Origin of the sequence: Streptomyces sp. NPDC001843 (assembly GCF_042891955.1) — a bacterium.
In the GTDB taxonomy this organism is placed as follows: domain Bacteria; phylum Actinomycetota; class Actinomycetes; order Streptomycetales; family Streptomycetaceae; genus Streptomyces.
Genome location: NZ_JBIATQ010000015.1, coordinates 1 through 23,403, shown reverse-complemented (window position 1 = coordinate 23,403; position 23,403 = coordinate 1). Strand labels below are relative to the sequence as shown.

The 23,403-nt window shown below is 71.8% G+C and carries 20 protein-coding genes; 8 read left to right on the top strand and 12 right to left on the bottom strand.

Translation table 11 applies throughout. The features are described 5' to 3' along the window. Window positions 1–2 precede the first annotated feature (2 nt). Together ACFYZQ_RS31955 and ACFYZQ_RS31950 are read right to left on the bottom strand one after the other, a co-directional pair. Window positions 3–518 carry a hydrogenase maturation protease gene (locus ACFYZQ_RS31955; protein ID WP_389155315.1) on the bottom strand — a complete coding sequence of 172 codons (516 nt, stop codon included), beginning with the start codon at window positions 516–518 and terminating at the stop codon, window positions 3–5. Continuing rightward, complete coding sequence (locus tag ACFYZQ_RS31950) at window positions 515–2,227, bottom strand: hydrogenase maturation protein (protein WP_389155313.1); 1,713 nt, start codon at window positions 2,225–2,227, stop codon at window positions 515–517. The genes ACFYZQ_RS31955 and ACFYZQ_RS31950 overlap by 4 nt, the downstream gene beginning before the upstream one ends. A gap of 344 nt (window positions 2,228–2,571) precedes the next feature. On the opposite strand from ACFYZQ_RS31950, the gene ACFYZQ_RS31945 reads away from it, so the two are divergent. Next, window positions 2,572–3,564, top strand: coding sequence for an LLM class flavin-dependent oxidoreductase (locus ACFYZQ_RS31945; protein WP_389155310.1), 993 nt, complete (start codon window positions 2,572–2,574; stop codon window positions 3,562–3,564). A gap of 5 nt (window positions 3,565–3,569) precedes the next feature. Further along, window positions 3,570–5,909 carry an ATP-binding cassette domain-containing protein gene (locus ACFYZQ_RS31940; protein ID WP_389155307.1) on the top strand — a complete coding sequence of 780 codons (2,340 nt, stop codon included), beginning with the start codon at window positions 3,570–3,572 and terminating at the stop codon, window positions 5,907–5,909. A 3-nt stretch (window positions 5,910–5,912) separates the two neighbouring features. Here ACFYZQ_RS31940 and ACFYZQ_RS31935 read toward each other — a convergent pair whose 3' ends face one another. The 5 genes from ACFYZQ_RS31935 to ACFYZQ_RS31915 all read right to left on the bottom strand — a co-directional run bounded on the left by ACFYZQ_RS31935 (window position 5,913) and on the right by ACFYZQ_RS31915 (window position 11,025). Continuing rightward, window positions 5,913–6,737: a lysophospholipid acyltransferase family protein gene (locus tag ACFYZQ_RS31935; protein WP_389155304.1), complete on the bottom strand. Its 825-nt coding sequence runs from the start codon at window positions 6,735–6,737 to the stop codon at window positions 5,913–5,915. Next, complete coding sequence (locus tag ACFYZQ_RS31930) at window positions 6,737–7,507, bottom strand: GNAT family N-acetyltransferase (RefSeq protein ID WP_389155301.1); 771 nt, start codon at window positions 7,505–7,507, stop codon at window positions 6,737–6,739. Before ACFYZQ_RS31930 ends, ACFYZQ_RS31935 begins: the two co-directional genes overlap by 1 nt. Before the next feature lie 158 nt (window positions 7,508–7,665). Then, a complete protein-coding gene (locus ACFYZQ_RS31925; protein WP_389155298.1) occupies window positions 7,666–8,415 on the bottom strand; it encodes a succinate dehydrogenase/fumarate reductase iron-sulfur subunit in 750 nt (249 codons plus the stop codon). After that, on the bottom strand, window positions 8,412–10,352 hold the full coding sequence (locus ACFYZQ_RS31920; RefSeq protein WP_389155295.1) for a fumarate reductase/succinate dehydrogenase flavoprotein subunit: 1,941 nt from the start codon (window positions 10,350–10,352) through the stop codon (window positions 8,412–8,414). Before ACFYZQ_RS31920 ends, ACFYZQ_RS31925 begins: the two co-directional genes overlap by 4 nt. Window position 10,353: 1 nt before the next feature. Then, entirely contained in the window at window positions 10,354–11,025 is a 672-nt protein-coding gene (locus ACFYZQ_RS31915; RefSeq protein ID WP_389155667.1) for a succinate dehydrogenase, read from the bottom strand. A 121-nt stretch (window positions 11,026–11,146) separates the two neighbouring features. Between ACFYZQ_RS31915 and ACFYZQ_RS31910 the strand changes: the two genes are divergently transcribed. Further along, on the top strand, window positions 11,147–12,031 hold the full coding sequence (locus ACFYZQ_RS31910) for a LysR family transcriptional regulator (protein WP_389155292.1): 885 nt from the start codon (window positions 11,147–11,149) through the stop codon (window positions 12,029–12,031). A gap of 156 nt (window positions 12,032–12,187) precedes the next feature. On the opposite strand, the gene ACFYZQ_RS31905 is transcribed toward ACFYZQ_RS31910, so the two are convergent. The 3 genes from ACFYZQ_RS31905 to ACFYZQ_RS31895 form a co-directional block, all read right to left on the bottom strand. Further along, a complete protein-coding gene (locus ACFYZQ_RS31905; protein ID WP_389155289.1) occupies window positions 12,188–14,332 on the bottom strand; it encodes a putative bifunctional diguanylate cyclase/phosphodiesterase in 2,145 nt (714 codons plus the stop codon). Beyond that, on the bottom strand, window positions 14,329–15,141 hold the full coding sequence (locus tag ACFYZQ_RS31900) for an SAM-dependent methyltransferase (RefSeq protein ID WP_389155287.1): 813 nt from the start codon (window positions 15,139–15,141) through the stop codon (window positions 14,329–14,331). Before ACFYZQ_RS31900 ends, ACFYZQ_RS31905 begins: the two co-directional genes overlap by 4 nt. A gap of 233 nt (window positions 15,142–15,374) precedes the next feature. Then, complete coding sequence (locus ACFYZQ_RS31895; protein WP_389155284.1) at window positions 15,375–16,376, bottom strand: SCO0930 family lipoprotein; 1,002 nt, start codon at window positions 16,374–16,376, stop codon at window positions 15,375–15,377. An 822-nt stretch (window positions 16,377–17,198) separates the two neighbouring features. Between ACFYZQ_RS31895 and ACFYZQ_RS31890 the strand changes: the two genes are divergently transcribed. Then, window positions 17,199–17,327 (top strand): hypothetical protein, encoded by a 129-nt coding sequence (locus ACFYZQ_RS31890; protein WP_388789458.1) that lies wholly within the window; start codon window positions 17,199–17,201, stop codon window positions 17,325–17,327. Between the two features lie 24 nt (window positions 17,328–17,351). Next, entirely contained in the window at window positions 17,352–18,116 is a 765-nt protein-coding gene (locus tag ACFYZQ_RS31885) for a DUF4239 domain-containing protein (RefSeq protein ID WP_389155281.1), read from the top strand. A 102-nt stretch (window positions 18,117–18,218) separates the two neighbouring features. Here the strand turns inward: ACFYZQ_RS31885 and ACFYZQ_RS31880 are convergent, their stop codons facing one another. Further along, complete coding sequence (locus tag ACFYZQ_RS31880) at window positions 18,219–19,280, bottom strand: hypothetical protein (RefSeq protein WP_389155278.1); 1,062 nt, start codon at window positions 19,278–19,280, stop codon at window positions 18,219–18,221. A gap of 334 nt (window positions 19,281–19,614) precedes the next feature. Here ACFYZQ_RS31880 and ACFYZQ_RS31875 point away from each other — a divergent pair, with 334 nt between their 5' ends. Next, window positions 19,615–20,286: a class F sortase gene (locus tag ACFYZQ_RS31875; RefSeq protein WP_389155275.1), complete on the top strand. Its 672-nt coding sequence runs from the start codon at window positions 19,615–19,617 to the stop codon at window positions 20,284–20,286. Between the two features lie 16 nt (window positions 20,287–20,302). On the opposite strand, the gene ACFYZQ_RS31870 is transcribed toward ACFYZQ_RS31875, so the two are convergent. Then, window positions 20,303–21,145 (bottom strand): polysaccharide deacetylase family protein, encoded by an 843-nt coding sequence (locus ACFYZQ_RS31870; RefSeq protein ID WP_389155273.1) that lies wholly within the window; start codon window positions 21,143–21,145, stop codon window positions 20,303–20,305. A gap of 165 nt (window positions 21,146–21,310) precedes the next feature. On the opposite strand from ACFYZQ_RS31870, the gene ACFYZQ_RS31865 reads away from it, so the two are divergent. Next, a complete protein-coding gene (locus tag ACFYZQ_RS31865) occupies window positions 21,311–21,772 on the top strand; it encodes a universal stress protein (protein WP_389155270.1) in 462 nt (153 codons plus the stop codon). A 128-nt stretch (window positions 21,773–21,900) separates the two neighbouring features. Further along, window positions 21,901–23,313 carry an amino acid permease gene (locus ACFYZQ_RS31860; RefSeq protein ID WP_389155268.1) on the top strand — a complete coding sequence of 471 codons (1,413 nt, stop codon included), beginning with the start codon at window positions 21,901–21,903 and terminating at the stop codon, window positions 23,311–23,313. Window positions 23,314–23,403 lie beyond the last annotated feature (90 nt).

Genomic DNA, 23,403 nt, shown 5'->3' with positions numbered 1-23,403 from the left:
GATCACCCGGCCGCGAGCGCGGCGCCGGCGTCGGCCAGCAGTTGCCCCACCACCGTGTGGAGCAGCGGCACGGCCCGTTCGACGGCGTCGCGCACCGGCGCGCTCAGACCGACGGTGACATCCGGATCGTCCACGTCCGGCACCACCTGGGGCTCGCAGGCGAGGACGACGACGCGGGGCAGCGGGCCCTGGCCGAGGTGCGCGGCGAGGGCCAGTACCTTCACGGGGTCCATGCCGTGCGCCTCGGGGGCGTGCCGGGCGGGGTCCGGGAGCTCGGGCTCGATCAGCGACAGGGTGCCGGGCGCCAGACCGCGCGGCGCCGCGTCGACGAAGACGGCGGCGTCGCAGCCGTCGGTGAGGCGGTAGGCGAGGTCCATCCCCCGGATCCCGAAGTCCCGCACCCGGACTTCCGCGGGCAGGGGCCGCCCGGCCAGTGCCTTGATCACCTCCGGGCCGAAGGCGTCGTCGCCGAGGAAGATGTTGCCGATCCCGGCGACCAGCAGGCGCGGCGCTGTCATCGGGCCTCCGTCAGCGGGTCCGGGGCCGGCGCCAGCGGCCGGGGTGAGCCGCCCGGCACCTTACGGACGAACGCCGAGCGCAGCGCGTGGTACGGCGCCCCGGGGTCGAAGAAGACGCGGTGCATACGGGCGAGTTCCTCCTGCCGGTGGGCGGCGAGGGGGCGCCGTTCCTCGTCGCGGGAGCGTGCTTCCGCCTTGGCCGCGATCCGCTCCCGCACACCGGGTGATCCGGCGAGGCGGGCGGCGAGCCGGGCCACCTCGTCGGGGAACGCGCCCGGGGCGGCGGCCACCAGCCGGTCGGCCAGGCCCAGCCGGACGGCCGTGGCGGCGCTCACCGGCAGCGCCTCGCGGGTCAGCCGCTCGGCCGTCGCCTCGCCGACGCGCCGGGGCAGGCTGTACGTCCAGTACTCCGAGCCGTACAGGCCCATCCGCCGGTAGTGCGGGTTGAGGACGGCGCCGGAGCGGCACCAGACCTCGTCGGCCGCCAGCGCCAGCATCACGCCGCCCGCCGCGGCGTTGCCGCCGAGCGCGGCGACCACCAGCCGGTCCGTGGTCCGCAGCACCGCCTCGACCAGGTCGTTCATGGCGTTCAGGTTGACCCAGGACTCCTCCGCCGGGTCGGCGGCGGCCTCGATGACGCCCAGGTGGATGCCGTTGCAGAAGAAGTCGCGCACGCCGCCGAGGACGAGGACGGAGGTGGGCCGGGTCAGGGCGTGCCGGTAGGCGGTGAGCAGACGCCGGCACTGGGAGGTGCTCATCGCGCCGCCCGGGAACGAGAAGGCCAGGAGGCCGACGTCGCCCTGCCGGCGGTAGCGGATGGCGCTCCAGGTGCGCCGGCCCGGGGGCGGCTCCAGGGGTGCGGGCGCCTCCGGTACGTCGGGCAGCCGGTCGCCGAGGACGTCGGCCGCCGGGCGCCGGAAGGGCGCGGGATCGCCGGAGCCGCGGCGCGGGCGGAGTTCCGGGATCCAGACCGCGCCGTCCCGGGTGGCCCGGCACACCGCGCCGTCGCGCGTGGCGAGCAGCTCGCCGGGGCGGCCGCGCAACTCGTCCTCGGGGTGGCCGCCGTGCAGGAAGACCTCCTGGCCGAGGAGTTCGTCGAGGACACCCGGCTGGGAGTCGGCGCCGCGCAGCTTGCGCAGCACGGTGGCGGTGTCGTCGTACCGCCAGTCGACGTGCCGCCGCTCCTGCCGGAAGAAGTCCCGCCAGGTGACGGAGATCCCGGGGTCGCTCTGCGGGCGGGGCTTGTAGGAGCCGCCGGCGTAGCGTTCCACCGCCAGCAGGACGGCGGTCAGCGCGGCGTCGGAGACCTCCCCCCGGTACAGGTCGCTCTTGCCGACGGGCTCCACGGTGAACGGCACCGACGCCCAGATATCCCCGGCGTCCATGCCGGCCTCGGCCTGGAGCACGGTCACCGCCCACCGCTCGGCACCCTCGGCCACCGCCCAGTCCAGCGACGACGGGCCCCGGTCGCCGGGCGGTCCGGGGTGCACGATCAGGCAGGTGTGCTCGCGCCACACGTCCTCGGGCAGGGCCGTCCGGAGCATCGGCGCGATGATCAGCTCGGGTGCGGTGTCCCGGACGGCGGCGCGGACCGCGTCGTCGCCGTGCGAGGCGAGCACCACCTCCGCGCGGTGCCCGCGGTCGGTGAGCTCGGCGTGGACGCGCTGGCACAGGCTGTTGAAGGCGCTGGCGACGAGGAGGATGTCCATACGGCCCCAGCATCGTCCCCGGGCCCCGGCCCGGGAAGGACCGGGGCGGCACGGTCGGGCAAGTTCCTCCGGACGGATGCGGGTCGGGCTCCTCCGGGGGAAACGGGCGGGTTCGCGGTCCGGATCACCGTCCCATGAGCGGCACCCTCCCGCCGGACACGGCGGAACGGCCGCACCGGTCCCGGAGCCGGAGCGCGCGGCCGCCACCGGTTGCAGGTGTCCGGGTACCGGGCCGTCGCCGGCTTCGCGTCACCGTGGTTGCGGGTGCCGTGGTGTGTGCGGCCGTGGCTCGCCGTGCGGACCGCCGCGTGGAATAACGGCCCCGCCCATGGCGTCAGCACTACGTGTCCCTTCCACGTAGCGTGCGTTTCTCCGTCCTCGACCGCTCCCGTACCCGCGAGGGACACCGGCCCGCCGAGGCGCTGCGTGACACCGTCGCGCTGGCCCGGGAGGTGGAGGCGCTCGGCTACCACCGGTTCTGGGTCTCCGAGCACCACGGGGTGCCCGGCGTCGCCGGGTCCGCGCCGACGGTGCTGGCCGCCGCGGTGGCCGCCGCGACGCGCACGATCCGGGTCGGCACGGGCGGCGTGATGCTGCCCAACCACCGGCCCCTGGTCGTCGCCGAGCAGTTCGGGGTGCTGGAGGCGCTGTTCCCGGGGCGGATCGACATGGGGCTGGGCCGCTCGGTGGGCTTCACCGACGGGGTGCGCCGGGCGCTCGGCCGGGACAGGGGCGACGCCGAGGACTTCGCGGCGCAGCTCGACGAGCTGCTGGGCTGGTTCGCGGGGACCTCCCCGACCGGGGTGCACGCCCGCCCGGCGGAAGGGCTGCGGGTGCCGCCGTTCGTGCTCGCCATGGGCGAAGGCGCCGAGGTCGCAGCGCGTGCCGGGCTGCCCATGGTGATCGGCGACCTCAGGAACCGCGAGAAGATGCTGCGCGGCGTCGACCACTACCGGGCCCGCTTCCGGCCCTCCGGCTGGGCGGACGAACCGTACGTGGTGGTATCCGGCACGGTCGTGGTGGCCGCCACGCCCGAGGAGGCCCGGCGGCTGCTGGTCCCGGAGGCCTGGTCGATGGCGTACTCCCGCACGCACGGCACCTTCCCGCCCCTCGTCCCGGCCGAGGACGTCGAGGCCCGCGCGATGACCGCGAAGGAACGCGGCTTCTACGAGGCCGGGCTCGGCGGGCACATCGCGGGGACCGAGGAACGGGTCGCCGACGAGCTGGAGACCCTGGTGAAGGAGACCGGCGCGCAGGAGGTCCTGGTCACCACCAGCACCTATGACCGCGCGGCCCTGCTCGACTCCTTCCGGCGGCTCGCCCGGGTCGTAAGGTAGCCCGGATGCACAGCCCTCATGATCCGTACGTCCGTGTCCGTGGTGCCCGTGAGCACAACCTGAAGAGCGTGGACGTCGACGTTCCCCGGGACGTGGTGGCCGTGTTCACGGGTGTGTCGGGCTCGGGGAAGTCCTCGCTGGCCTTCGGCACTATCTACGCCGAGGCCCAGCGGCGCTACTTCGAGTCGGTGGCCCCCTACGCCCGCAGGCTGATCCACCAGGTCGGGGCGCCGAAGGTCGGGGAGGTCACCGGGCTGCCGCCCGCGGTCTCGCTCCAGCAGCGTCGCGCGGCGCCGACCTCCCGCTCCTCCGTCGGCACGGTGACGAACCTCTCCAACTCCCTGCGCATGCTGTTCTCCCGCGCCGGCAGCTATCCGCCGGACGCCGAGCGGCTCGACTCGGACGCCTTCTCCCCCAACACGGCGGCCGGCGCCTGCCCGGAGTGCCATGGGCTGGGCCGGGTGCACCGGACCCGCGAGGAACTGCTGGTCCCCGATCCGGGGCTGTCGATCCGGGAGGGCGCGATCGCCGCCTGGCCGGGCGCCTGGCAGGGCAAGAACCTGCGGGACATCCTCGACGCGCTCGGGTACGACGTGGACCGGCCCTGGCGTGAACTGCCCGCCGACCAGCGGGAGTGGATCCTGTTCACGGACGAGCAGCCGGTGGTGACCGTGCATCCGGTGCGGGACGCGGACCGCATCCAGCGGCCCTACCAGGGCACGTACATGAGCGCCCGCCGGTATGTGATGAAGACCTTCTCCGACTCGAAGAGCCCGGCCCTGCGGGCCAAGGCGGAACGTTTCCTGACCAGCGCGCCCTGCCCGGTCTGCGGCGGCAGCAGGCTGCGGCCCGAGGCGCTGGCGGTGACCTTCGCGGGCCGTACGATCGCCGAGCTCGCCGCGCTGCCGCTGACGGAGCTGGCCGGCCTGCTCACCGGTGCCTCCGAGACCGCGCGGGTCCTCACCGAGGACCTGAAATCGCGGATCGCCCCGGTCGTCGAGCTGGGCCTCGGCTATCTGAGCCTGGACCGGTCCACGCCCACCCTGTCGGCGGGTGAGCTGCAGCGGCTGCGGCTCGCCACCCAGCTGCGCTCCGGGCTGTTCGGGGTGGTGTACGTCCTGGACGAGCCGTCGGCGGGGCTGCACCCGGCGGACACCGAGGCCCTGCTGACGGTACTGGCCCGGCTGAAGCGGGCCGGCAACTCGGTGTTCGTCGTGGAGCACCATCTCGACGTGGTGCGCGGTGCCGACTGGCTGGTGGACGTCGGCCCGCGCGCGGGCGAGCACGGCGGACGGGTGCTGCACAGCGGCCCGGTCGCGGACCTGGCCGCGGTCGCGGAGTCGGCGACCGCCCGTTTCCTCTTCCGTCGGGCCCCCGCACCCGAGCGCCGGGCACGCACCGCGCGCGGGTGGTTGAAGGTCGGCCCGGTGACCCGGCACAACCTGCGCGGTGTGACCGCCGAGTTCCCGCTCGGCGCGTTCACCGCCGTCACCGGTGTGTCCGGCTCCGGGAAGTCCACCCTGATCGGCGCGATCACCGAGGAACTCCCCGGCGTCGGACGGCTCGTCTCCGTCGACCAGAAGCCGATCGGCCGCACCCCGCGCTCCAACCTGGCCACCTACACCGGTCTGTTCGACGTGGTGCGCAAGGTCTTCGCCGCCACCGACGAGGCCCGGAAGCGGCGCTACGGCGTCGGCCGGTTCTCCTTCAACGTGCCGGAAGGGCGCTGCGAGACCTGCCAGGGCGAGGGCTTCGTGAGCGTCGAACTGCTCTTCCTGCCGAGCACGTACGCGCCGTGCCCGGACTGCGGCGGGGCGCGCTACAACCCCGAGACGCTTCAGGTCACGTACCGGGGACGGAACATCGCCCAGGTGCTCGACCTGACGGTGGAGGGCGCGGCGGAGTTCTTCGCGGACGTCCCGGCGGCGGACCGCAGCCTGCGTACCCTGCTCGACGTGGGCCTCGGCTACCTGCGTCTGGGGCAGCCCGCGACGGAGCTGTCCGGCGGGGAGGCCCAGCGCATCAAGCTCGCCGGGGAACTGCAGCGCGGCCGCCGCGGCCACACCCTGTACCTGCTGGACGAGCCGACCACCGGGCTGCATCCGGCCGATGTCGAGGTGCTGATGCGCCAGTTGCACGGACTGGTCGACGCCGGGCACACCGTGGTGGTCGTCGAGCACGACATGAGCGTGGTCGCGGACGCCGACCGGGTGATCGACCTGGGTCCGGGCGGCGGCGAGGCGGGCGGGCGGATCGTGGCGGCGGGCACCCCGGCGGAGGTGGCACGGGCGGCGGGCAGCGCGACGGCACCGTATCTGGCCCGCGAGCTGACGCGTACCCGCTGACTCTCAGGCGGCTTCGGCAATCCCGCGTACCAGGGCCGCGTGGGTCCAGGCGGGCTCGGCGGCCAGTGGCTGGGCGGCACGGGCCAGTGAGCGGCGGTCGGGATGGCTGCCCGGTTCGATCACCGGGCGCACCTCCACCTCGGCGACCAGACCGCGTGCCGACACCACCCGCCACACCGAGGCGAGCAGAGTGTCCTCGCCGACGAAGGCCGGGGTGGTGGTGGCCGGTCCGCCGGCGAGACGGTAGCCGATGCGAACCGGCTGGACCGGTGCGCCCGCGTCGATGGCCGCCTGGAACACGGCCCGGTGGAAGCGGCCCTGGGCGCGCCCGCACCAGGTGCTGCCCTCGGGGAAGGCCACGACGGCCACCCCGGCCTGGAGTGCCCGGGCGATGCGGGCGACCGTGTCCGGCAGGGCGCGCAGCCGGTCCCGCTCGATGAACAGGGCGCCGGCCCGGGCCACCAGCGGGCCCGCCACCGGCCAGCGCCGTATCTCCGTCTTGGCGAGCATGCGCGCCGGGCGCACGGCGGCCAGCAGCGGGATGTCCAGCCAGGAGATGTGGTTGGCGACGAGCAGCACCCCGCCCGTGGGCGCCACGGCACCGGTGACCCGCAGCCGCACTCCGGCGGCCCGGACGACCGCCCGGCACCACCGCCTGACCCACTCGGCGGGGATCCTCCCGCCGAGTGGGACCAGCGCGATCCCGGCCAGCAGCAGGGCGGTGACCCCCGCCAGCCGCAGCACGGCACGCGGTACGGCCGCCGCGGACCCCGCCCGCTCCACGCACGCCCCCGGGGTGCAGGGCGCGCCGGGCAGCCAGACGCTCATCAGGCGGGGACGAGGGAGAGGAAGTGCCGCAGGTAGCGCGGGTTGACCCGGCGCATCGACAGCAGCACGTACAGATCGGCGACCCCGAAGCCCGGGTCGTGCGCGGGCTCCCCGCACACCCAGGCGCCGAGGCGGAGGTAGCCGCGCAGCAGGGCCGGGAGTTCGAGGCGGGAGGCCGGGGCCTGATCGCTCGGCACCCACGGCAGCAGCGGCCGTACCCGGAACTCCTCCGGAGCCATGTGCTTGGCACGCACCCGGTCCCAGGTGGCGGAGGCGAGGGTACCGCCGTCGGTCAGCGGGATCGAGCAGCAGCCGGCCAGCCACTCGTGGCCCCGGTCGACCATGTAGCGGGCGATGCCGGCCCAGATCAGGCCGATCACCGCGCCGTCGCGGTGGTCGGGGTGCACGCAGGACCGGCCGACCTCGACCAGGCCGGGCCGGATGGCGTCCAGCGGGGCGAGGTCGAACTCCCCGTCGGAGTACAGCCGGCCGGCGACGGCCGCCCGCTCCGGCGGCAGCAGCCGGTAGGTGCCGACGACCTGCCCGGTCAGGGTCTCGTGCACGAGCAGGTGGTCGCAGTAGGCGTCGAAGGCGTCGATGTCGTGACCGGGCTGAGGGCCGGCCAGCAGGGCGCCCATCTCCCCGGCGAAGACGTCATGCCGCAGCCGCTGCGCGGCACGCACGTCGGCCTCGTCACGGGCCAGGGTCACGGTGTAGCGGACGGGTGCGGCGGACTGCGGAGCGCGATCGAGCGTGATGGCGCCGGTCATGGCTGTCTCCTGGTGACGGGCCGGGTCGGCGAGGACGGCGGGCGGACCGCTGGGACGCGGCCCGCTCCTCAAGTTCTTCCGACACCGGTGGCGCCCGCGTGACCGCGGCCGGGAGAGCGGATGTGCGGCTGTTGAACGCCGCACGTCGTGAACCGGCGCTACCGCTTCGCCGCCTTCCGGGTGGCCCGCAGCCATTCCTTGTTCATGCCGGTGATGGACATCAGGGGAATGCCCTTGGGGCACGCGGTGGCGCACTCTCCCGCCAGGGTGCAGCCGCCGAAGCCCTCCTCGTCCATCTGCGCCACCATGTCGAGCACCCGCGTCTCCCGCTCGGGCGCGCCCTGCGGCAGGACGTTCAGGTGGTTGATCTTGGCGGAGGTGAACAGCATCGCCGCCCCGTTCGGGCACGCGGCCACACACGCCCCGCAGCCGATGCACTCCGCGTGTTCGAACGCGAAGTCGGCGTCCGGCTTGGGCACCGGCGTGGCGTGCGCCTCCGGCGCGGCACCGGTCGGTGCGGTGACGTAACCGCCGGCCTGGATGATCCGGTCGAACGCCGACCGGTCCACCACCAGATCCTTGATCACCGGGAAGGCCGCGGCCCGCCACGGTTCGATGTCGATCGTGTCGCCGTCCTGGAAGGACCGCATGTGCAGTTGGCAGGTGGTGGTGCGTTCGGGGCCGTGCGCCTCGCCGTTGATGACGAGGGAGCAGGCGCCGCAGATGCCCTCGCGGCAGTCGTGGTCGAAGGCGACGGGGTCCTCGCCCTTGAGGATGAGCTCCTCGTTGAGGGTGTCGAGCATCTCCAGGAAGGACATGTCGGAGGAGATGCCGTCCACCTCGTACGTGGACATGGCGCCTTCGGCGTCGGCGTCGCGCTGCCGCCAGACGCGCAGGGTGAGCTTCATGCGTAGCTCCGCTGGGTGGGGTGGACGTACTCGAAGACCAGGTCTTCTCGGTGCAGGATCGGGGCTTCGCCCGTGAACTCCCAGGCGGCCGCGTAGGAGAACTCGTCGTCCTTGCGGGCGGCCTCGCCGTCGGGGGTCTGGGACTCCTCGCGGAAGTGGCCGCCGCAGGACTCGGTGCGGTGCAGGGCGTCGAGACACATCAGCTCGGCGAGCTCCAGGTAGTCGACGATCCGGTTGGCCTTCTCCAGCGACTGGTTGAACTCCTCTCCGGTGCCGGGCACCTTGATCCGGCGCCAGAACTCCTCGCGGATCTGCGGGATCCGCTCCAGGGCCTTTCGCAGTCCGGCGTCGGTGCGGGCCATGCCGCAGAACTCCCACATCAGTTCGCCGAGTTCGCGGTGGAAGGAGTCGGGGGTGCGGTCGCCGTCCACGGCGAGGAGCAGGCGCAGGCGGTCCTCGGTCTCGGCCAGCGCCTCCTGCACGACGGGGTGTCCGGCGGTCACCGTCTCCTGGCGCGGGTTGCGGGCCAGGTAGTCGTTGATCGTCGCCGGGAGCACGAAGTAGCCGTCGGCGAGACCCTGCATCAGCGCGGACGCGCCGAGCCGGTTGGCGCCGTGGTCGGAGAAGTTGGCCTCGCCGATCGCGAACAGGCCGGGGATCGTGGTCTGCAGGTCGTAGTCGACCCACAGGCCGCCCATCGTGTAGTGCACGGCGGGGTAGATCCGCATCGGCACCTCGTACGGATCCTCGTCGGTGATCCGCTGGTACATGTCGAAGAGGTTGCCGTACTTGGCCTCGACCGCCTTTCGGCCCATGCGCTCGATGGCGTCGGCGAAGTCGAGGTAGACGCCCTGTCCGCCGGGGCCCACTCCCCTGCCCTCGTCGCAGACGTTCTTCGCGGCGCGGGAGGCGATGTCGCGCGGGACCAGGTTGCCGAAGGACGGGTAGAGGCGCTCCAGGTAGTAGTCGCGCTCGTCCTCGGGGATCTCGCCCGGCGGCCGGTTGTCGCCCTTGGCCCTGGGCACCCAGATCCGGCCGTCGTTGCGCAGCGACTCGCTCATCAGGGTGAGTTTGGACTGGTGGTCACCGGTGCGTGGGATGCAGGAGGGGTGGATCTGCGTGAAGCACGGGTTGGCGAAGTACGCGCCGCGCCGGTGGGCCCGCCAGATCGCGGTGGCGTTGGAGTTCATGGCGTTCGTCGACAGGTAGAAGACGTTGCCGTAGCCGCCGGTAGCGAGGACGACGGCGTCCGCGAAGTACGTGGAGATCTTTCCGATGACCAGGTCACGGGCCACGATGCCCCGGGCCCGCCCGTCGACGACGATCAGGTCCAGCATCTCGGTGCGCGGGTGCATCTCGACGTTGCCCGCGGCGATCTGCCTGGACAGCGCCTGGTAGGCGCCGAGCAGCAGCTGCTGGCCCGTCTGGCCGCGGGCGTAGAAGGTGCGTGAGACCTGGACGCCGCCGAAGGAGCGGGTGTCGAGCAGACCGCCGTACTCGCGGGCGAAGGGCACGCCCTGTGCCACGCACTGGTCGATGATCTCCACCGAGATCTGCGCGAGGCGGTGGACGTTGGACTCGCGCGCCCGGAAGTCGCCGCCCTTGACGGTGTCGTAGAACAGGCGGTGGATCGAGTCGCCGTCGTTGCGGTAGTTCTTCGCCGCGTTGATACCGCCTTGCGCGGCGATCGAGTGGGCACGGCGCGGGGAGTCCTGGTAGCAGAACTGGACGACGTGGTAGCCCTGTTCGGCGAGCGTGGCACCGGCGGAGCCGCCCGCGAGGCCGGTGCCGACGACGATCACCGTGTGCTTGCGGCGGTTCGCGGGGTTGACCAGCCTGGCCTCGAAACGGCGCTTGTCCCAGCGCTCGCCGACCGGTCCGGACGGCGCCTTGGTGTCGACGACGGGTTCGCCGGTGACGTAGTCGGTGTAGGTCATGTCAGCTCACCACTCCGGTCATGACGCCCACGGGTACGGCGATGAAGCCGGCCGTGAGCAGCAGCGCGAGGACGTCGGCGACGGTCTTCAGGGCCCGGTCGCGGGTGCGGCTGCCGACGCCGAGGGTCTGGGCGGCGCTCCAGAAGCCGTGCCGGATGTGCAGGCCGAGCGCGAGCATCGCGACGATGTAGATGACGTTGCCGTACCAGGTGGAGAAGGTGTCCACCACGTTCTGGTACGGGTGGCCGGCCTGGAAGCCGCCGGAGTGCACGGTGCCGGTGGTCAGGTCCAGGATGTGCCAGACGATGAACAGCCCGAGGATGATCCCGCCCCAGCGCATGGTGCGCGTCGCGTAGCTCGCCCGGGGCCTCGCGTGCACGTACTTGCTGGGGCGCGCCCTGATGTCGCGGCGGCTGAGCTGGTACGCGCAGACGGCGTGGGCGACGACGGCGGCGATCAGCACGACGCGGATCAGCCACAGCGTCCACTCGTAGTGCATGAAGGGCTCGCCGACGGTGCGCAGCCAGTGCGCGTAGTGGTTGAACTCCTCGGGTCCGAAGAAGATCTTCAGGTTGCCGATCACATGGGCCACCAGGTACAGCAGCATGATCACGCCGCTGACGGCCATCACCGTCTTCTTGCCGACGGTCGAGTCCCACACGGTGCGCGCCATGGACGGCCGTCGGTCCGTCCGCGTTGCCAGAGCCATGGCTCAAGACGCTAGGGCCGAAGGACCCCATCGGTCCAAGACATGGTCCGGCTCGTTTCGATAGGCAGAGCCTATGCTGGCTCGTATGCAGTTCCAGCAGCTCCAGTACTTCGTCGCGGTCGCCGAGACCCGGCACTTCACCCGTGCCGCCGATCGGGTCCACGTGGCACAGCCCTCGCTCTCGCAGCAGATCAAGGCGCTGGAGCGGGAACTCGGCGCGGACCTGTTCCAGCGGGCGCGGGGCAACATCACGCTGACGGACGCGGGCGAGGCGCTGCTGCCGCTGGCCCGGCGGATCCTGGCCGACGCGGACACCGCGCGGCACGAGGTGCAGGAGCTGGTGCAGTTGCGCGGCGGCCGGGTCCGGCTCGGCGCCACGCCGAGTCTGTGCACCGGCCTGCTCCCGGACGTGCTGCGCGCCTTCCACGACCGCTACCCCGGCATCCGGCTGCTGGTGGAGGAGGGCGGCTCCCACGACCTGGTACGGGAACTCGCGCGCGGCGCCCTGGACCTCGCCCTGGTCGTCCTCCCGCTGCCGACACCGTCGCCCGCCCTGACGACGGTGGAGCTGCTGCGCGAGGACCTGGTGGTCGTGTCGTCACCGGAGGCGCCGGCACCGGGCCGCGGCGGCCGGCAGGTGCGCATCGCCGACCTGGAGGGTGAGCGGTTGGTGATGTTCCGGCACGGCTACGACCTGCGGGAGCTGACCGTGGCCGCGTGCCGCTCCGCCGGGTTCGAGCCGGACTTCGCGGTGGAGGGCGGGGAGATGGACGCGGTCCTGGGGTTCGTGCGGGCGGGGCTGGGGGTCGCCGTGGTACCGCGCATGGTCGCGACGAGGTCCGGGCACGGGCTGCGGGTCACTCCGTTGGGTCGGCCGGGGCTGGCCCGGACGATCGCGCTGGCGCACCGTAGCGACGTGGCTCCGCCTCGGGCCGCGAGGGAGCTGCAGCGGATGCTGCTGGAGCGGTGAGGGCGTGTTGCCCGGTTGCGTCTGCCGGGTCGGCGCCGTTGGGGGGCGCGGGTCGTGGTCGCTTCCCGCGCCCACGCGGCGGAGCCGCATATCGGCACAGCCCGCGCCCCTTTGGGGCGCTCCCCCGGCCCGGCACCGGACAGTGCCCCTCGTCCATCAACCCGTCGCGTCGACCAGCGCCAGCTCGTGCAGCCGTTCCGGGGGGCCCGGGCGGGCGTAGTACCAGCCCTGGGCGGTGTCGCAGCCGAGGATGCGGAGTTGTTCGGCCTGGGCGCCGGTCTCCACGCCCTCCACCGTGACCGCGAGGTCGAGGCTGTGGGCGAGGGACACGATCCCCTCGACGATCTTCAGGTCGACCGGGTCGGCCGGGAACCGCTGCATGCCCTGGGTGAAGGAGCGGTCCAGTTTGAGGATGCTCACCGGCAGACGGCGGAGGTTGGCGAGGTTGGAGTAGCCCGTGCCGAAGTCGTCGAGGGCGATGTCGACGCCCATCTCGTGCAGCCGGCGCAGCGGTTTGAGCAGGTCGTCGTCGGCACCGATCAGGGCGGACTCGGTGACCTCCAGGCAGAGCGCGTCGGGGGCGATGCCGACCTGCTCGAGGATGTCCACCGTGTCCTGCACCAGGCCGGGGTGGGTCAGCTGGCACGGCGAGAGGTTGACGTTGATCCGCAGCGGCCCCGCGGTCGTCCCGTCACCGTGGCGTTCCCGCCAGTCGCGGGCCTGCCGGACGGACTCCTCCAGGACCCAGCGGCCGAGCGGAACGATCAGCCCGGTGTGCTCGGCGAGCGGAATGAAGCGGTCCGGCCCGAGCACGCCGTGCTGCGGGTGCAGCCAGCGCACCAGCGCCTCCGCGCCGCGCACGCTGCCGTCGCCGAGGTGCACCAGCGGCTGGTACTCGATGAAGAACTCGCCCCGGTCCAGGGCTGTCGGCAGGGCCGTGGTCAGGCCGTGCCGGGTGATGGCGCGGGCGTCGGCCTCCGGGTCGGCGAGCTCGGAGCGGTTGCCGCCGGCCGACTTGGCCCGGTACATGGTGATGTCGGCGCTGCGCAGCACCTCCGCCGGGGTCCGCTCCCCCGCCGGGCCCTCGACGATGCCGATGCTGCCGCGCACCAGCAGATCGCGGCCGTCGATGCTGACCGGGGTGACCAGCGCGTTCATGATCCGCTCGGCGAGCTCGTCGACGCCCCGCTCGGTGTCCGGCCCGGTGGTCAGCGCCACGAACTCGTCTCCGCCGAGCCGGGCGACCATCTCGCCGGGCGCGGTCGCGCAGGACTGCAGCCGGTCGGCGACCTCCACCAGCAGCCGGTCCCCGGCGGCGTGACCGAGGCTGTCGTTGATGGTCTTGAAGCCGTCCAGGTCGAGGTAGCACAGCCCGAACCGCTGTCCCTCACCTGCGTTCAGCGCCTTCTCCAGGCGTTCGAAGAACAGCGTGCGGTTGGGCAGGCCGGTCAGCGCGTCGTGCGTGGCCTCGTAGCGCAGGCGGAGGTTGAGCAGCCGCCGCTCGGTGGTGTCCTCCATGAGGGCGAGCTGGTACTGGGGGTTGCCGTCGGGGTCGCGCAGCAGGGAGACCGTCAGGTTGGTCCACAGGACGGTTCCGTCGGGGCGGTAGAACGGCTTCTCCACGTGGTAGTGCTCGCGCTCTCCGAGCACGAGCTCCTCGTAGAGCCTCCAGACGTGGGGCGCGTCCTCCGGGTGGGTCCACTCCAGGACGTTGCGGCCCCGCATCGCCTGCTCGGAGCCGCCGAACATGCGCAGCAGCGCGGCGTTGACCTGCAGGATGTTGCCCTCCAGGTCGGCGATGCCGATCCCTATGGCGGCGCCCTCGAAGACCGCGCGGAAGCGGGCCTCGCTGGCGTGCAGCGCCTGCGCCACCACGCCGTGCGCCCTGAGCGCCGCCTGGGCTATGGCCTCCTGCTCGGCCAGGGTCCGCTCCTTGAGGGCCCGCGCGAATCCGGCGGCCATCGCGTGCTGCAGCCGGGAGGAACGCATCCTGAGCTCGTCCTGCGGACCGTCGGCACCGCAGTACAGCACCAGGTAGGCGTCCACGCAGTCCAGCGTGCGGCTGAGCGCCTCGGGATCGGTGCAGTGTGCGCCGACCAGCGCGGCGCCGACCGCCCGGGCCTCGTCCGCGTCGAAGCTGCGGGCCCGCAGCAGCTCGCTCAGCCGGCGTGCGAGCGGCAGCAGTCGTTCCTCGAACTCCGGCCGGGTCAGCGACGTCGAGGTCACCGGGAAGAGCGCCCGGCTCCAGATCGTCGCGAACCGGCGGAGTCTGTCCTCCGGCCCGTCCGGTTCCGCGCTCACGCCGTACGCCCCACGCCGGCGAATCCGGAGAAGGCGTACGGGTCCTCCTCCTCCGGCGGTGTCTGAGGCCGCCAGAGCGGCATCGGCACCAGTCCGGGTTCCACCATCTCGTACCCCCCGAAGAACCGCGCGATCTCCTCGCGCGAGCGCATGATCAGCGGATTGCGGATGCCCTTGTACACGTCCACCGCGCCCTCGGCCCGCTCCGCGGGAACCGGGATTCCCTCGTACGAGGCATGGGTGAGGATGAGCAGGCTGCCGGGCGCGAGCGCCGCGCTCAGCCGGGCCACCGCATCGTAGGGGTCGTCCGAGTCTTCCACGAAGTGCAGTATGGCAACGAGGAGAAGGGCCACTGGCCGGTTCAGGTCGATCAGGGACTCGACCTGGGGGCTGGCCAGGATCTCCTGGGGCTTGCGGAGGTCGGCGGCGACCACGTCCGCGTGGTCGTTGCCGGCCAGCACGGCCTCGGTGTGGGCCACCGCCACCGGATCGTGGTCGACGTACACCACCCGCGCGTCCGGTACGGCCTCCTGCGCCACCTCGTGGACGTTGCCGAAGGTGGGTATGCCGGAGCCGATGTCGATGAACTGGGTGATGCCCTCGGCGGCGGCGAAGCGCACGGCCCGGCGCATGAACGCCCGGTTCGCCTGCATGATCTTGGGGAGTCCCGGCATGAACTCCAGGGCCCTGCGCGCGGCTTCCCGGTCGACCTCGAAGTTGTACGAACCGCCCAGGTAGTAGTCGTAGATGCGCGCGACGCTCGGCACCGAGATGTCGATGCTCCGTGGAGCCCAGGCGGGACGTTCCATCTATCTCTCCAAGGATGTGACGATCCGGTGTTCGAGCTGAGGCTACTGATCGCCCGCCAATGGAGCGAGCAGAAACGGAAATTGACCATCCGTTCCCGGTCACAGCCTGCGGAGAGTGCTGGTGCGGTGCCGCGCTGTGACGGTCCCGCCACACAGGTCCGCCCCCTCCGTGCGGTGCGGAGGGGGCGGACGGGTGGCCGTGCGTCTGTCGGACAACCCTGGGGAGGTGACCTCTACTTGGACGCGCCGACCAGCTTGCCGGTGGGCGACACGGCGTACCAGGTGCCGCCCACGCCCTGACCGTTGGTGTCCCCGGCCTTCTTGTCGCCGGAGAAGGTGTAGATCGGCCAGCAGTCGACCGTCATCTGCTTCTGGCCGTTGTCGGTGCGGGCGAAGCCCATCAGGCCCTTCTTCTCGACACCCTTGGTGTCGTTGACGTTGACCTCGGCAACGGCCGGCCACTTCTCCAGGCAGGCCCCGGTGCAGTTCGAGACGGGCTTCGGCCACGCCTTGTCCTTGATGAAGCGGTAGACCGTCATGCCGTTCTTGTCGACGATGATGTCGCCGAGCTTGGCGTCCTTGCGGACCGACAGTCCGGGCAGGCTCGAGAGGGTGGCCTTCTTGCCGTCGGGGGCCAGTGCGAACCACTTGCCGCCCACGCCCTGGCCGTTGACGTCACCGGCGTTGACGTCCTTGGCGTAACGGTAGGCCGGCCAGCCGCCGATGGTCAGCTGCTTGGTGCCGTCGGGGCGGGTGACCTCGCCCAGCAGCGCCTTGTCGATGCCGGAGCCGGCCTCGGCGTCGTCCGCGGGGACCGGCGGCCAGGTGGTGGCGCAGTCGCCCTCACAGTTGGACTTCGGCGGGTTGGCGGTGTCCTTGTCGAAGCGGTAGAGGGTGAGTCCCGCGCCGTCGGTCAGCACCTTGCCGAGGTCGGGGTTGCTGGCCACGGTCAGCTTGCCCGCGGGCTCCGCCGGGCTCGGAGAGGCGCTGCTCTGCTGGCCGTCGGCACCGTAGCCGTTGCCCGCCCCGGTACCCGCGCCCGCGCCCGTACCGGTGCCGGTTCCGGTTCCGCCGCTCGTCGCACCGACGCCACCCGACGTCGCAGGTGCCGTGGCGCCGACGTTCTGGGCCGCCGACGACGGGGTGGTGGAATTGCCCTGACCGCACGCCGTCGTCAGCGCCAGCATCGACACGGCTGTCGCCGCCAGTGAGGCGCTCCGCCAGGAGGTCTTCATCGCTAACTCCCCATAATCGCCTGGTTATTGCAGCGCCTGCTGCGCCGCCGCACGACATTGGGTACGGAGGGGAGGGGCTGAAGTGTTCAACGGGCGCACAAATTTCTTTCGGAAGACTGTGGCGTCCCCGGCCCGTCTCCTGTCCGCAACTCCCCCGTGGGGTCCCGTACACACGTGCGCATCGGCCGCACCGGCCCCCTGAAGCGGCCAAACCATCCGGCGGCGTTTCTCCTCCCTTCGGGGCAATCCGTCCCCTCTCCGGCGTAAGGGGCCGCGCGGCGCCTCATGATCTCCGTCGTGCATGGACCCGAACCGACCCGACTCACGCGTGCCGCGAAGGCGTTGGCTCTGGCGGCGGTGACTTGGGGCCTCGTGGGCTGTCCGGTCGGCACGGCGGCGGCGGACGCCTGTGCGTTCGCCTCGACGGGCCCGGACGGCGTTCAGGCCGCGGCGGTCGCCGGGGACTCCTGGCCGACGCCGCCTGTCTGCCCGGAGCCCACTCCCCCGCCCTGCCCGCCGCCCACTCCCACTCCCACACCGACGCCCACTCCCACACCGACGCCCGCTCCCACACCGACGCCCGCTCCCACACCGACGCCCGCTCCGACACCCACACCGACCAAGCCGCCCCCGCCCCCTCCCCCGCCGAAGACCACTCCGAAGCCGAAGCCGCCGCCTCCCGCCCCGGCGCCGCCCCCACCGAAGCCCGCGCCCAGTCCGGCGCACCTGCTCCCGCCGCCCCCGCCCCCACCCCCGGCCCCACCGCCGGCACCGAAGCCGGCCCCGCGGCCCAAACCCACGCCGCGCCCCTCGCCGGCTCCGGTGAGCTATCCGCGGTACCGGCCACAGCCACCCCACCACCCGTCGCACGGCGGCACGTCCCCCGTCACCTACGTACTGCTCATCACCGCGCCCGCGGTGGTCGCCGTCGCCGCGCTGCGCCCGCGCTGACGCGCCGAGACCCTGGAGGATCCGTTGTCGGAATGGCTTGTTCTCGTCCTCGCGATGCTGGCCGCCTGCACCGTGGTGATCGTCATCACCCTCGTACGGCATCGCAGGGCACCGCAGGACGAGGACCCCAGCGAGACCCCGGACGTCATCGAGTACATGACGATGTGGATCGGCGTCGTGTACGCCATCGTCCTGGGCCTGGCCATCGCGGGAGTGTGGGAGGCGCGCAGCACCGCCCAGGACCATGTGCAGGCGGAGGCCCAGGCGCTGCACGAGATCTCCGAGCGGGTCCGGGTCTACCCGCCCGATGTCCGTGACCGTGTTCGAGCGGATGTCAACGCCTATGTCGGACACGTCGTCAACACCGAGTGGAAGACCATGGCCGACCACGGCCGCGTCACCGAGCGCGGCACCGAGCTGCTGCAGCGTGTCCGCGAGGACGTCACGGACTACCAGCCGAAGACGGACTTCCAGGCACAGGCCTATCAGCCGCTCCTCGACCAGGTGGCCGCCGCCGACCAGGCGCGCAACGCCCGGGCCGACTCGACCGGGGCGACCATGCCGGGCGTGGTCTGGTTCGGGCTGCTGACCGGTGCCGTGGTCACCATCTGCATGGTCTTCGCGCTGCAGATCAGGCGTACGCCACGCGAGCTGGTCCTGGCCGGGCTGTTCTCCGCGCTGATCGCCTTTCTGCTCTTCCTGATCTGGGACTTCGACGCGCCCTACAGCCGGGGCATCGCGGCGTCCGCGGAGCCGTTCCTGAACCTCTTCCCGCACGTCGGGCGGTGACCGGGCGGGCCGGCTCCCCTGACTCCCGAGGAGCCGGGGTGCCGGCCAGCCCGGCCAGCCCGGCCGGCTCCCGGCCCGCGCGGACAGCGCCGGGGCGCCGGGTCAGATCCGCTTCTCGCGCCGCCGGCGCAGCCAGACCGCGCCGCCGCCGATCGCTGCCGCGGCCAGCAGTCCGCCGCCGATGGCGACGTCGGCCGGTGTCGCCCCGGAGGAGCTGCTGCCGCCGACACCGCCCAGCACCCCGCCGAGGACCGTGAAGGCCCCCGGGCGCGTCAGGGTGCGGCCGTTGCAGTTGACGGTGACGTCGAAGGTGCCGGGCCGGGTGTTTCGATTGCTCGTCACGATGCCTCTGGAGAGGCCGTTGCCGAGCGGGGTCAGCGGGGCGGTGGCGAAGGCCCGCGACGACACGGTGCCGCCGTTGCACCCTTCGACTGTGACGGTGAGCCGGCCGCCCGGGGCGACGACGCCGGGCGTGGCGACGATGTTGCGCATGCCCAGGTTGTTGTTGTCGTTCTCCTTGCCACCCCCGTTGCCGATGCCGTTGCCCGGGAAGTTGTTCCCGTTGCCGGCAAGGTTGCCGTTACCCGGGAAGTTGTTGCCGTTGCCGTTGCCGTTGCCGTTGCCGGGGAAGTTCCCGTTACCCGGAAAATTGTTGCCGTTGCCGGGGAAGTTTCCGTTACCCGGAAAAGCGTTGCCGTTACCTGGGAAGTTCCCGTTACCTGGGAAGTTCCCGTTGCCGGGGAAGTTCCCGTCGCCGGGGAAGTTCCCGTTGCCCGGAAAGTTGTTGTTGCCGTGGAAGTGATTGTTCCCCTGGTTGTTGTTGCCGTGAAAGTGATTGTTCCCCTGGTTGTTGTTGCCCTGGAAGTGATTGTTCCCCTGGTTGTTGTTGCCCTGGAAGTGGTTGTTGCCTGGGAAGTTGTTGTTCCCTGGGAAGTTGTTGTTGCCCAGGCCTGGGACGACGACCACGCCCCCCACGCCGCCCACCCCTCCCACACCACCTACTCCGCCTACTCCACCTACTCCACCGACACCACTCACTCCACCCAGGTCGGTGCTGCTCGGTCCGCCCCCGTTGCCCATGCCGTCCGCGACGGCCACGGGGGCGGCGAGCCCGATGACGGCGACCGCGGTGCACACGGCCGCCGTGGCACGAGAGTTGCGCATGTGATCCTCCGCGGGAGGCGCTCCGGGTTCCGTCCCCGGACGATCGGCGAGAAAGCACCTCCTGTGTAGACCCTCGGACGACCGGAACACGCCCGCATGTCGAGAATGGTCCGTCCGGGTGGGACAACACCCCCGGAGAAGAGCGCACAATCGGATGATTCTGCAGGTCATGGGCCATCAGAAAATTCCTGGGAACGGCAACTCGGATGGCGCACGGTGGATCCGTTCGGGCCACCCGTTCGCCCGTCGCCCCGTCGCCGCAGGTGCGCGGGGGACTTAGCGTTTTCCCATGCGCGAGGGACGTGGTGACGGCCGTGTCGAAAGGGGATGGCGAATGTCTGCGTCCGACCCGGCCGCACTGGCCGAAGAGGAGGAGCGGCGGAAGAGGCGCGCCCCCTGGGGCGTGATAGCGCTCGTCCTGCTGACCGGTCTGGCACTCATCCGCAACGGCTCGGGAGAGTTCGACACGGGGCCGCCGCAGCCCGCGTCGGCCGCGGCCGCGGACAGCGGAGTCGGCGCCGGCGCCTTCCCGGCCGCCCCCGCGCCGCTGCCCTTCTCCGTGGTCGACCGGGTCCGGATCCCCGCGATCCAGGTCGACGCCCCGGTCGTGCCGGTCGGCCTGGACTCGGACGGCTGGGTCGCCGCGCCGCCTCCGGAGAACCCCAACCTGGCCGGCTCGTTCACCGGTGCGGTCTCCCCCGGGGAAAAGGGCACCGCCGTCATCGTGGGCCACGTCGACAACAACCAGGGCCCCGCCGTGTTCTACGGACTCGGGGCCCTGAAGAAGGGCAACAGGGTCGAGGTCGTTCGCCACGACGGGAAGATCGCCGTGTTCGAGATCTACGGCGTGGAGGTCTTCGCGAAGAAGGACTTCCCCGGCGACCGCGTCTACGCCTCGAAGGGCACACCGGAACTGCGGGTCATCACCTGCGGCGGAGGCTTCTCCAAGCAGAACGGCTACGACGGCAACGTCGTCGTCTTCGCCCGCCTCGTCGAGGTCCACTGAGCGTTCTCCGTGGAGGTCAACCGGTGCGCCGGCGCGGGACGGTGAGGTGGTAGCCGGAGTCGAGGAGGTACGGCAGGTACCTGCGCAGCGCTTTGACGCTCTGTGAGCGGTCGCCCCCGGCGTCGTGCGAGAGGACGACGACTCCGGGGGCGGCGCCGGTCTCGATGCGGTCGACGATGGTGTCGGTGCCGGGAGTCGTCCAGTCGAGGCTGTCGACCGTCCAGGCGAGCGGCTCCATGCCCATCTCGGCTCCCAGCTGGAAGGCCGCGCGGTTCCAGGCCCCGTAGGGCGCGCGGAACCACTGGGGGCGTTCGCCGTAGCCGTCCTCGATGACGTCGCTGGTGCGTTCCATCTCGTCGCGGATCTCCGCCCGGCCGAGCTGGGTGAGCAACGGGTGGGTCCAGGTGTGGTTGCCGACCAGGTGCCCCTCGTCGGCCATCCTGGCCAGCAACTCCTTGTTGTCGACGGCCATCTCCCCGCACAGGAAGAACATCGCGCGGACGCCGTAGCGCGCCAGGGTGTCCAGGATGTCCGGGGTGTAGCGGGGGTCCGGTCCGTCGTCGAAGGTCAGTACCATGGTCCGGCCGCGTACTGGGAACTCGAGGATGGGCTCGCTGCGCACCGCGAGCGGTCTGGGGCGGGCGCGCGGGGGTCCGTATCCGGTCAGGGGCTGCAGACGGTAGGCGGACGGTCTGAGCGCGGCGCGCGCCTGCGGGCCGCCGGCGGGCGCGGCACCACCGCGTACGGGTTCCCCGCCACCCGTCCGGGCCATGAACAGTCCGGCCGTCCCGGCGGCCCCCACGGCGGCGGCACCGGCGAGCAGGGCCCGGCGGCGCGTGAGCAACTGGTCCTTCGTCATGACTCATCAGTCGCCCGGCGGGCGTTGGCACACCAGAACGACACCGGTGCGGCGGCACGATTGCACCCGCCCGGCGTAGCCGCGCACAGCCGTACGCGGAACCGGGCATCCGGTCGTCCGGTCCGGGCGGTCGGCGGAGTCGGGAGCTCCGATAGCCTGACGGCCGTGACGGAACAGCACGCCCACCAGTTCGAACGGGGCACCGACGGGCCGAAGGTCATAGTCGTCGGCGTGGACGGCTCCGAGCCCTCCCTCCGGGCCGCCGCCTACGCGGGTGGTCTCGCGCGGCGGCAGCACGCCCTGCTCGCCGTCGTGTACGTCCAGCCGGTGATGTCGGCGAGCGCGGCGCTCGGGGTCCCGGTGGCGGACACGACCGACGAGATCGCCGAGGGCCTGGTCGCCCAGATCCGGGACGCGGCGGAGCGTCTCAAGGGTCTGTACGACATCCGCTGGGAGTTCCACACCTTCCGCGGCGACCCCTTCAACGGCCTGGTGAAGGCGGCGGACGACCTCAAGGCGGACGCCGTGGTCGTCGGCGCCTCGGAACAGGCCGGCCACCGCATCGTCGGCTCGGTGGCGATCCGGCTGGTGAAGGCGGGACGGTGGCCGGTGACCGTGGTGCCGTAGATCCGGCGGCAGGGGGAAGCCGTCATGTCGAGACCGCCGATCCCCGCCGTCCGCCACGAGGGGCGGACCCGGACGCTGAGCAGCATGATCCGCGGTCAGCCGTTACGATCGGCGAAGAGGTGAGGCGCATGGCCAGGCTGCGCACGGGTGAGGGCATTCTCCGCCGCAAACCCATCGAACACATCGAGGAGACCGAGCACGTCGAGGGTCCCCGCCTCGAGAAATCGCTCGGACTGGGGCAGCTCACCGCGATCGGCGTGGGCGGCATCATCGGTGCGGGCATCTTCACCCTGGCCGGCACGGTCGCCAACGGCACGGCGGGGCCCGCGGTCCTGGTCTCCTTCCTCATCGCCGGGCTGGCCAGCGCGTGCGCCGCACTGTCGTACGCCGAGTTCGCGGGGCTGATCCCGAAGGCGGGGTCGGCCTACACCTACGGCTACGCGGTGCTCGGTGAGTTCCCGGGATGGTTCATCGGCTGGGACCTGCTGCTGGAGTACACCGCGATCGTGGCGGTGGTCGCGATCGGCATCTCCGGGTACTTCAGCTTCCTGGTCGAGCAGTTGGGCGCCAACCTGCCCGCCTGGATGCTGGGCGCGCCCGGCACCGGGAGCGGACACCGGGTCGACCTGTTCGCGGCGATCCTGTGCCTGCTGATCGCCTGGCTGCTCAACCTCGGCATCCGCAGCGCCGCCCGCTTCGAGACGTTCGTGGTCGCCCTGAAGGTCCTGGTGGTCCTGCTGGTGATCGCGGTCGGCGTGTTCCACATCAACACCGCGAACTACCACCCGTTCTTCCCGTTCGGGGTCAGCGGGGCGTTCACCGGTGCGGCGACCGTGTTCTTCGCCGTCTTCGGGTACGACGCGATGTCGACGGCGGCCGAGGAGTCCAAGGACGCCCAGAAGCACATGCCGAAGGCGATCATCTACTCGCTGGTGATCTCGATGATCCTGTACGTGGCGGCCTGTCTGGTGCTGACCGGCATGCAGAACTACAAGCACATCGACCCGGAGAGCGGCTTCTCCACGGCGTTCAAGTCGGTCGGGCTGGGCGGGCTCGCGAACGTGATCGCGGTGGGCGCGATCATCGGCATCCTGACCGTGATGTTCACGTTCATGCTGGGCGTCACCCGGGTCTGGTTCGCGATGTCCCGCGACGGACTCCTGCCCGAGTGGTTCGCCAAGACGCACCCGACACGGCACGTGCCGACCCGGGTGACCTGGATCGTCGGGGCCGCCTCGGCCGCCATCGCCGGGTTCATCCCGATCGCGGAGGCGGCCGAGCTGACCAACATCGGCATCCTGCTGGCGTTCGTCGTGGTGTGCACCGCGGTGATCGTGCTGCGCTACCGGCAGCCGGACCTGCCGCGGGGCTTCCGCACACCGTGGATGCCGGTCATTCCGGCGCTGGGAGTCGTCTTCTCCCTCTGGCTCATCACGTTCCTGCAGTGGCAGACATGGGTGCGGTTCGCCGTGTGGTTCCTGATCGGCTGCGTGATCTACTTCGGCTACTCGTACAAGCGGTCGGAGCTCGCGCGGCGCTAGGGAACGTCTTGCCGATCATGTGTCGAGCCAGATGAGTGTGCTGGCCAGGGTGATCGCTGCGCGGTAGCGGCCGGGTTGCTTGTCGTAGCG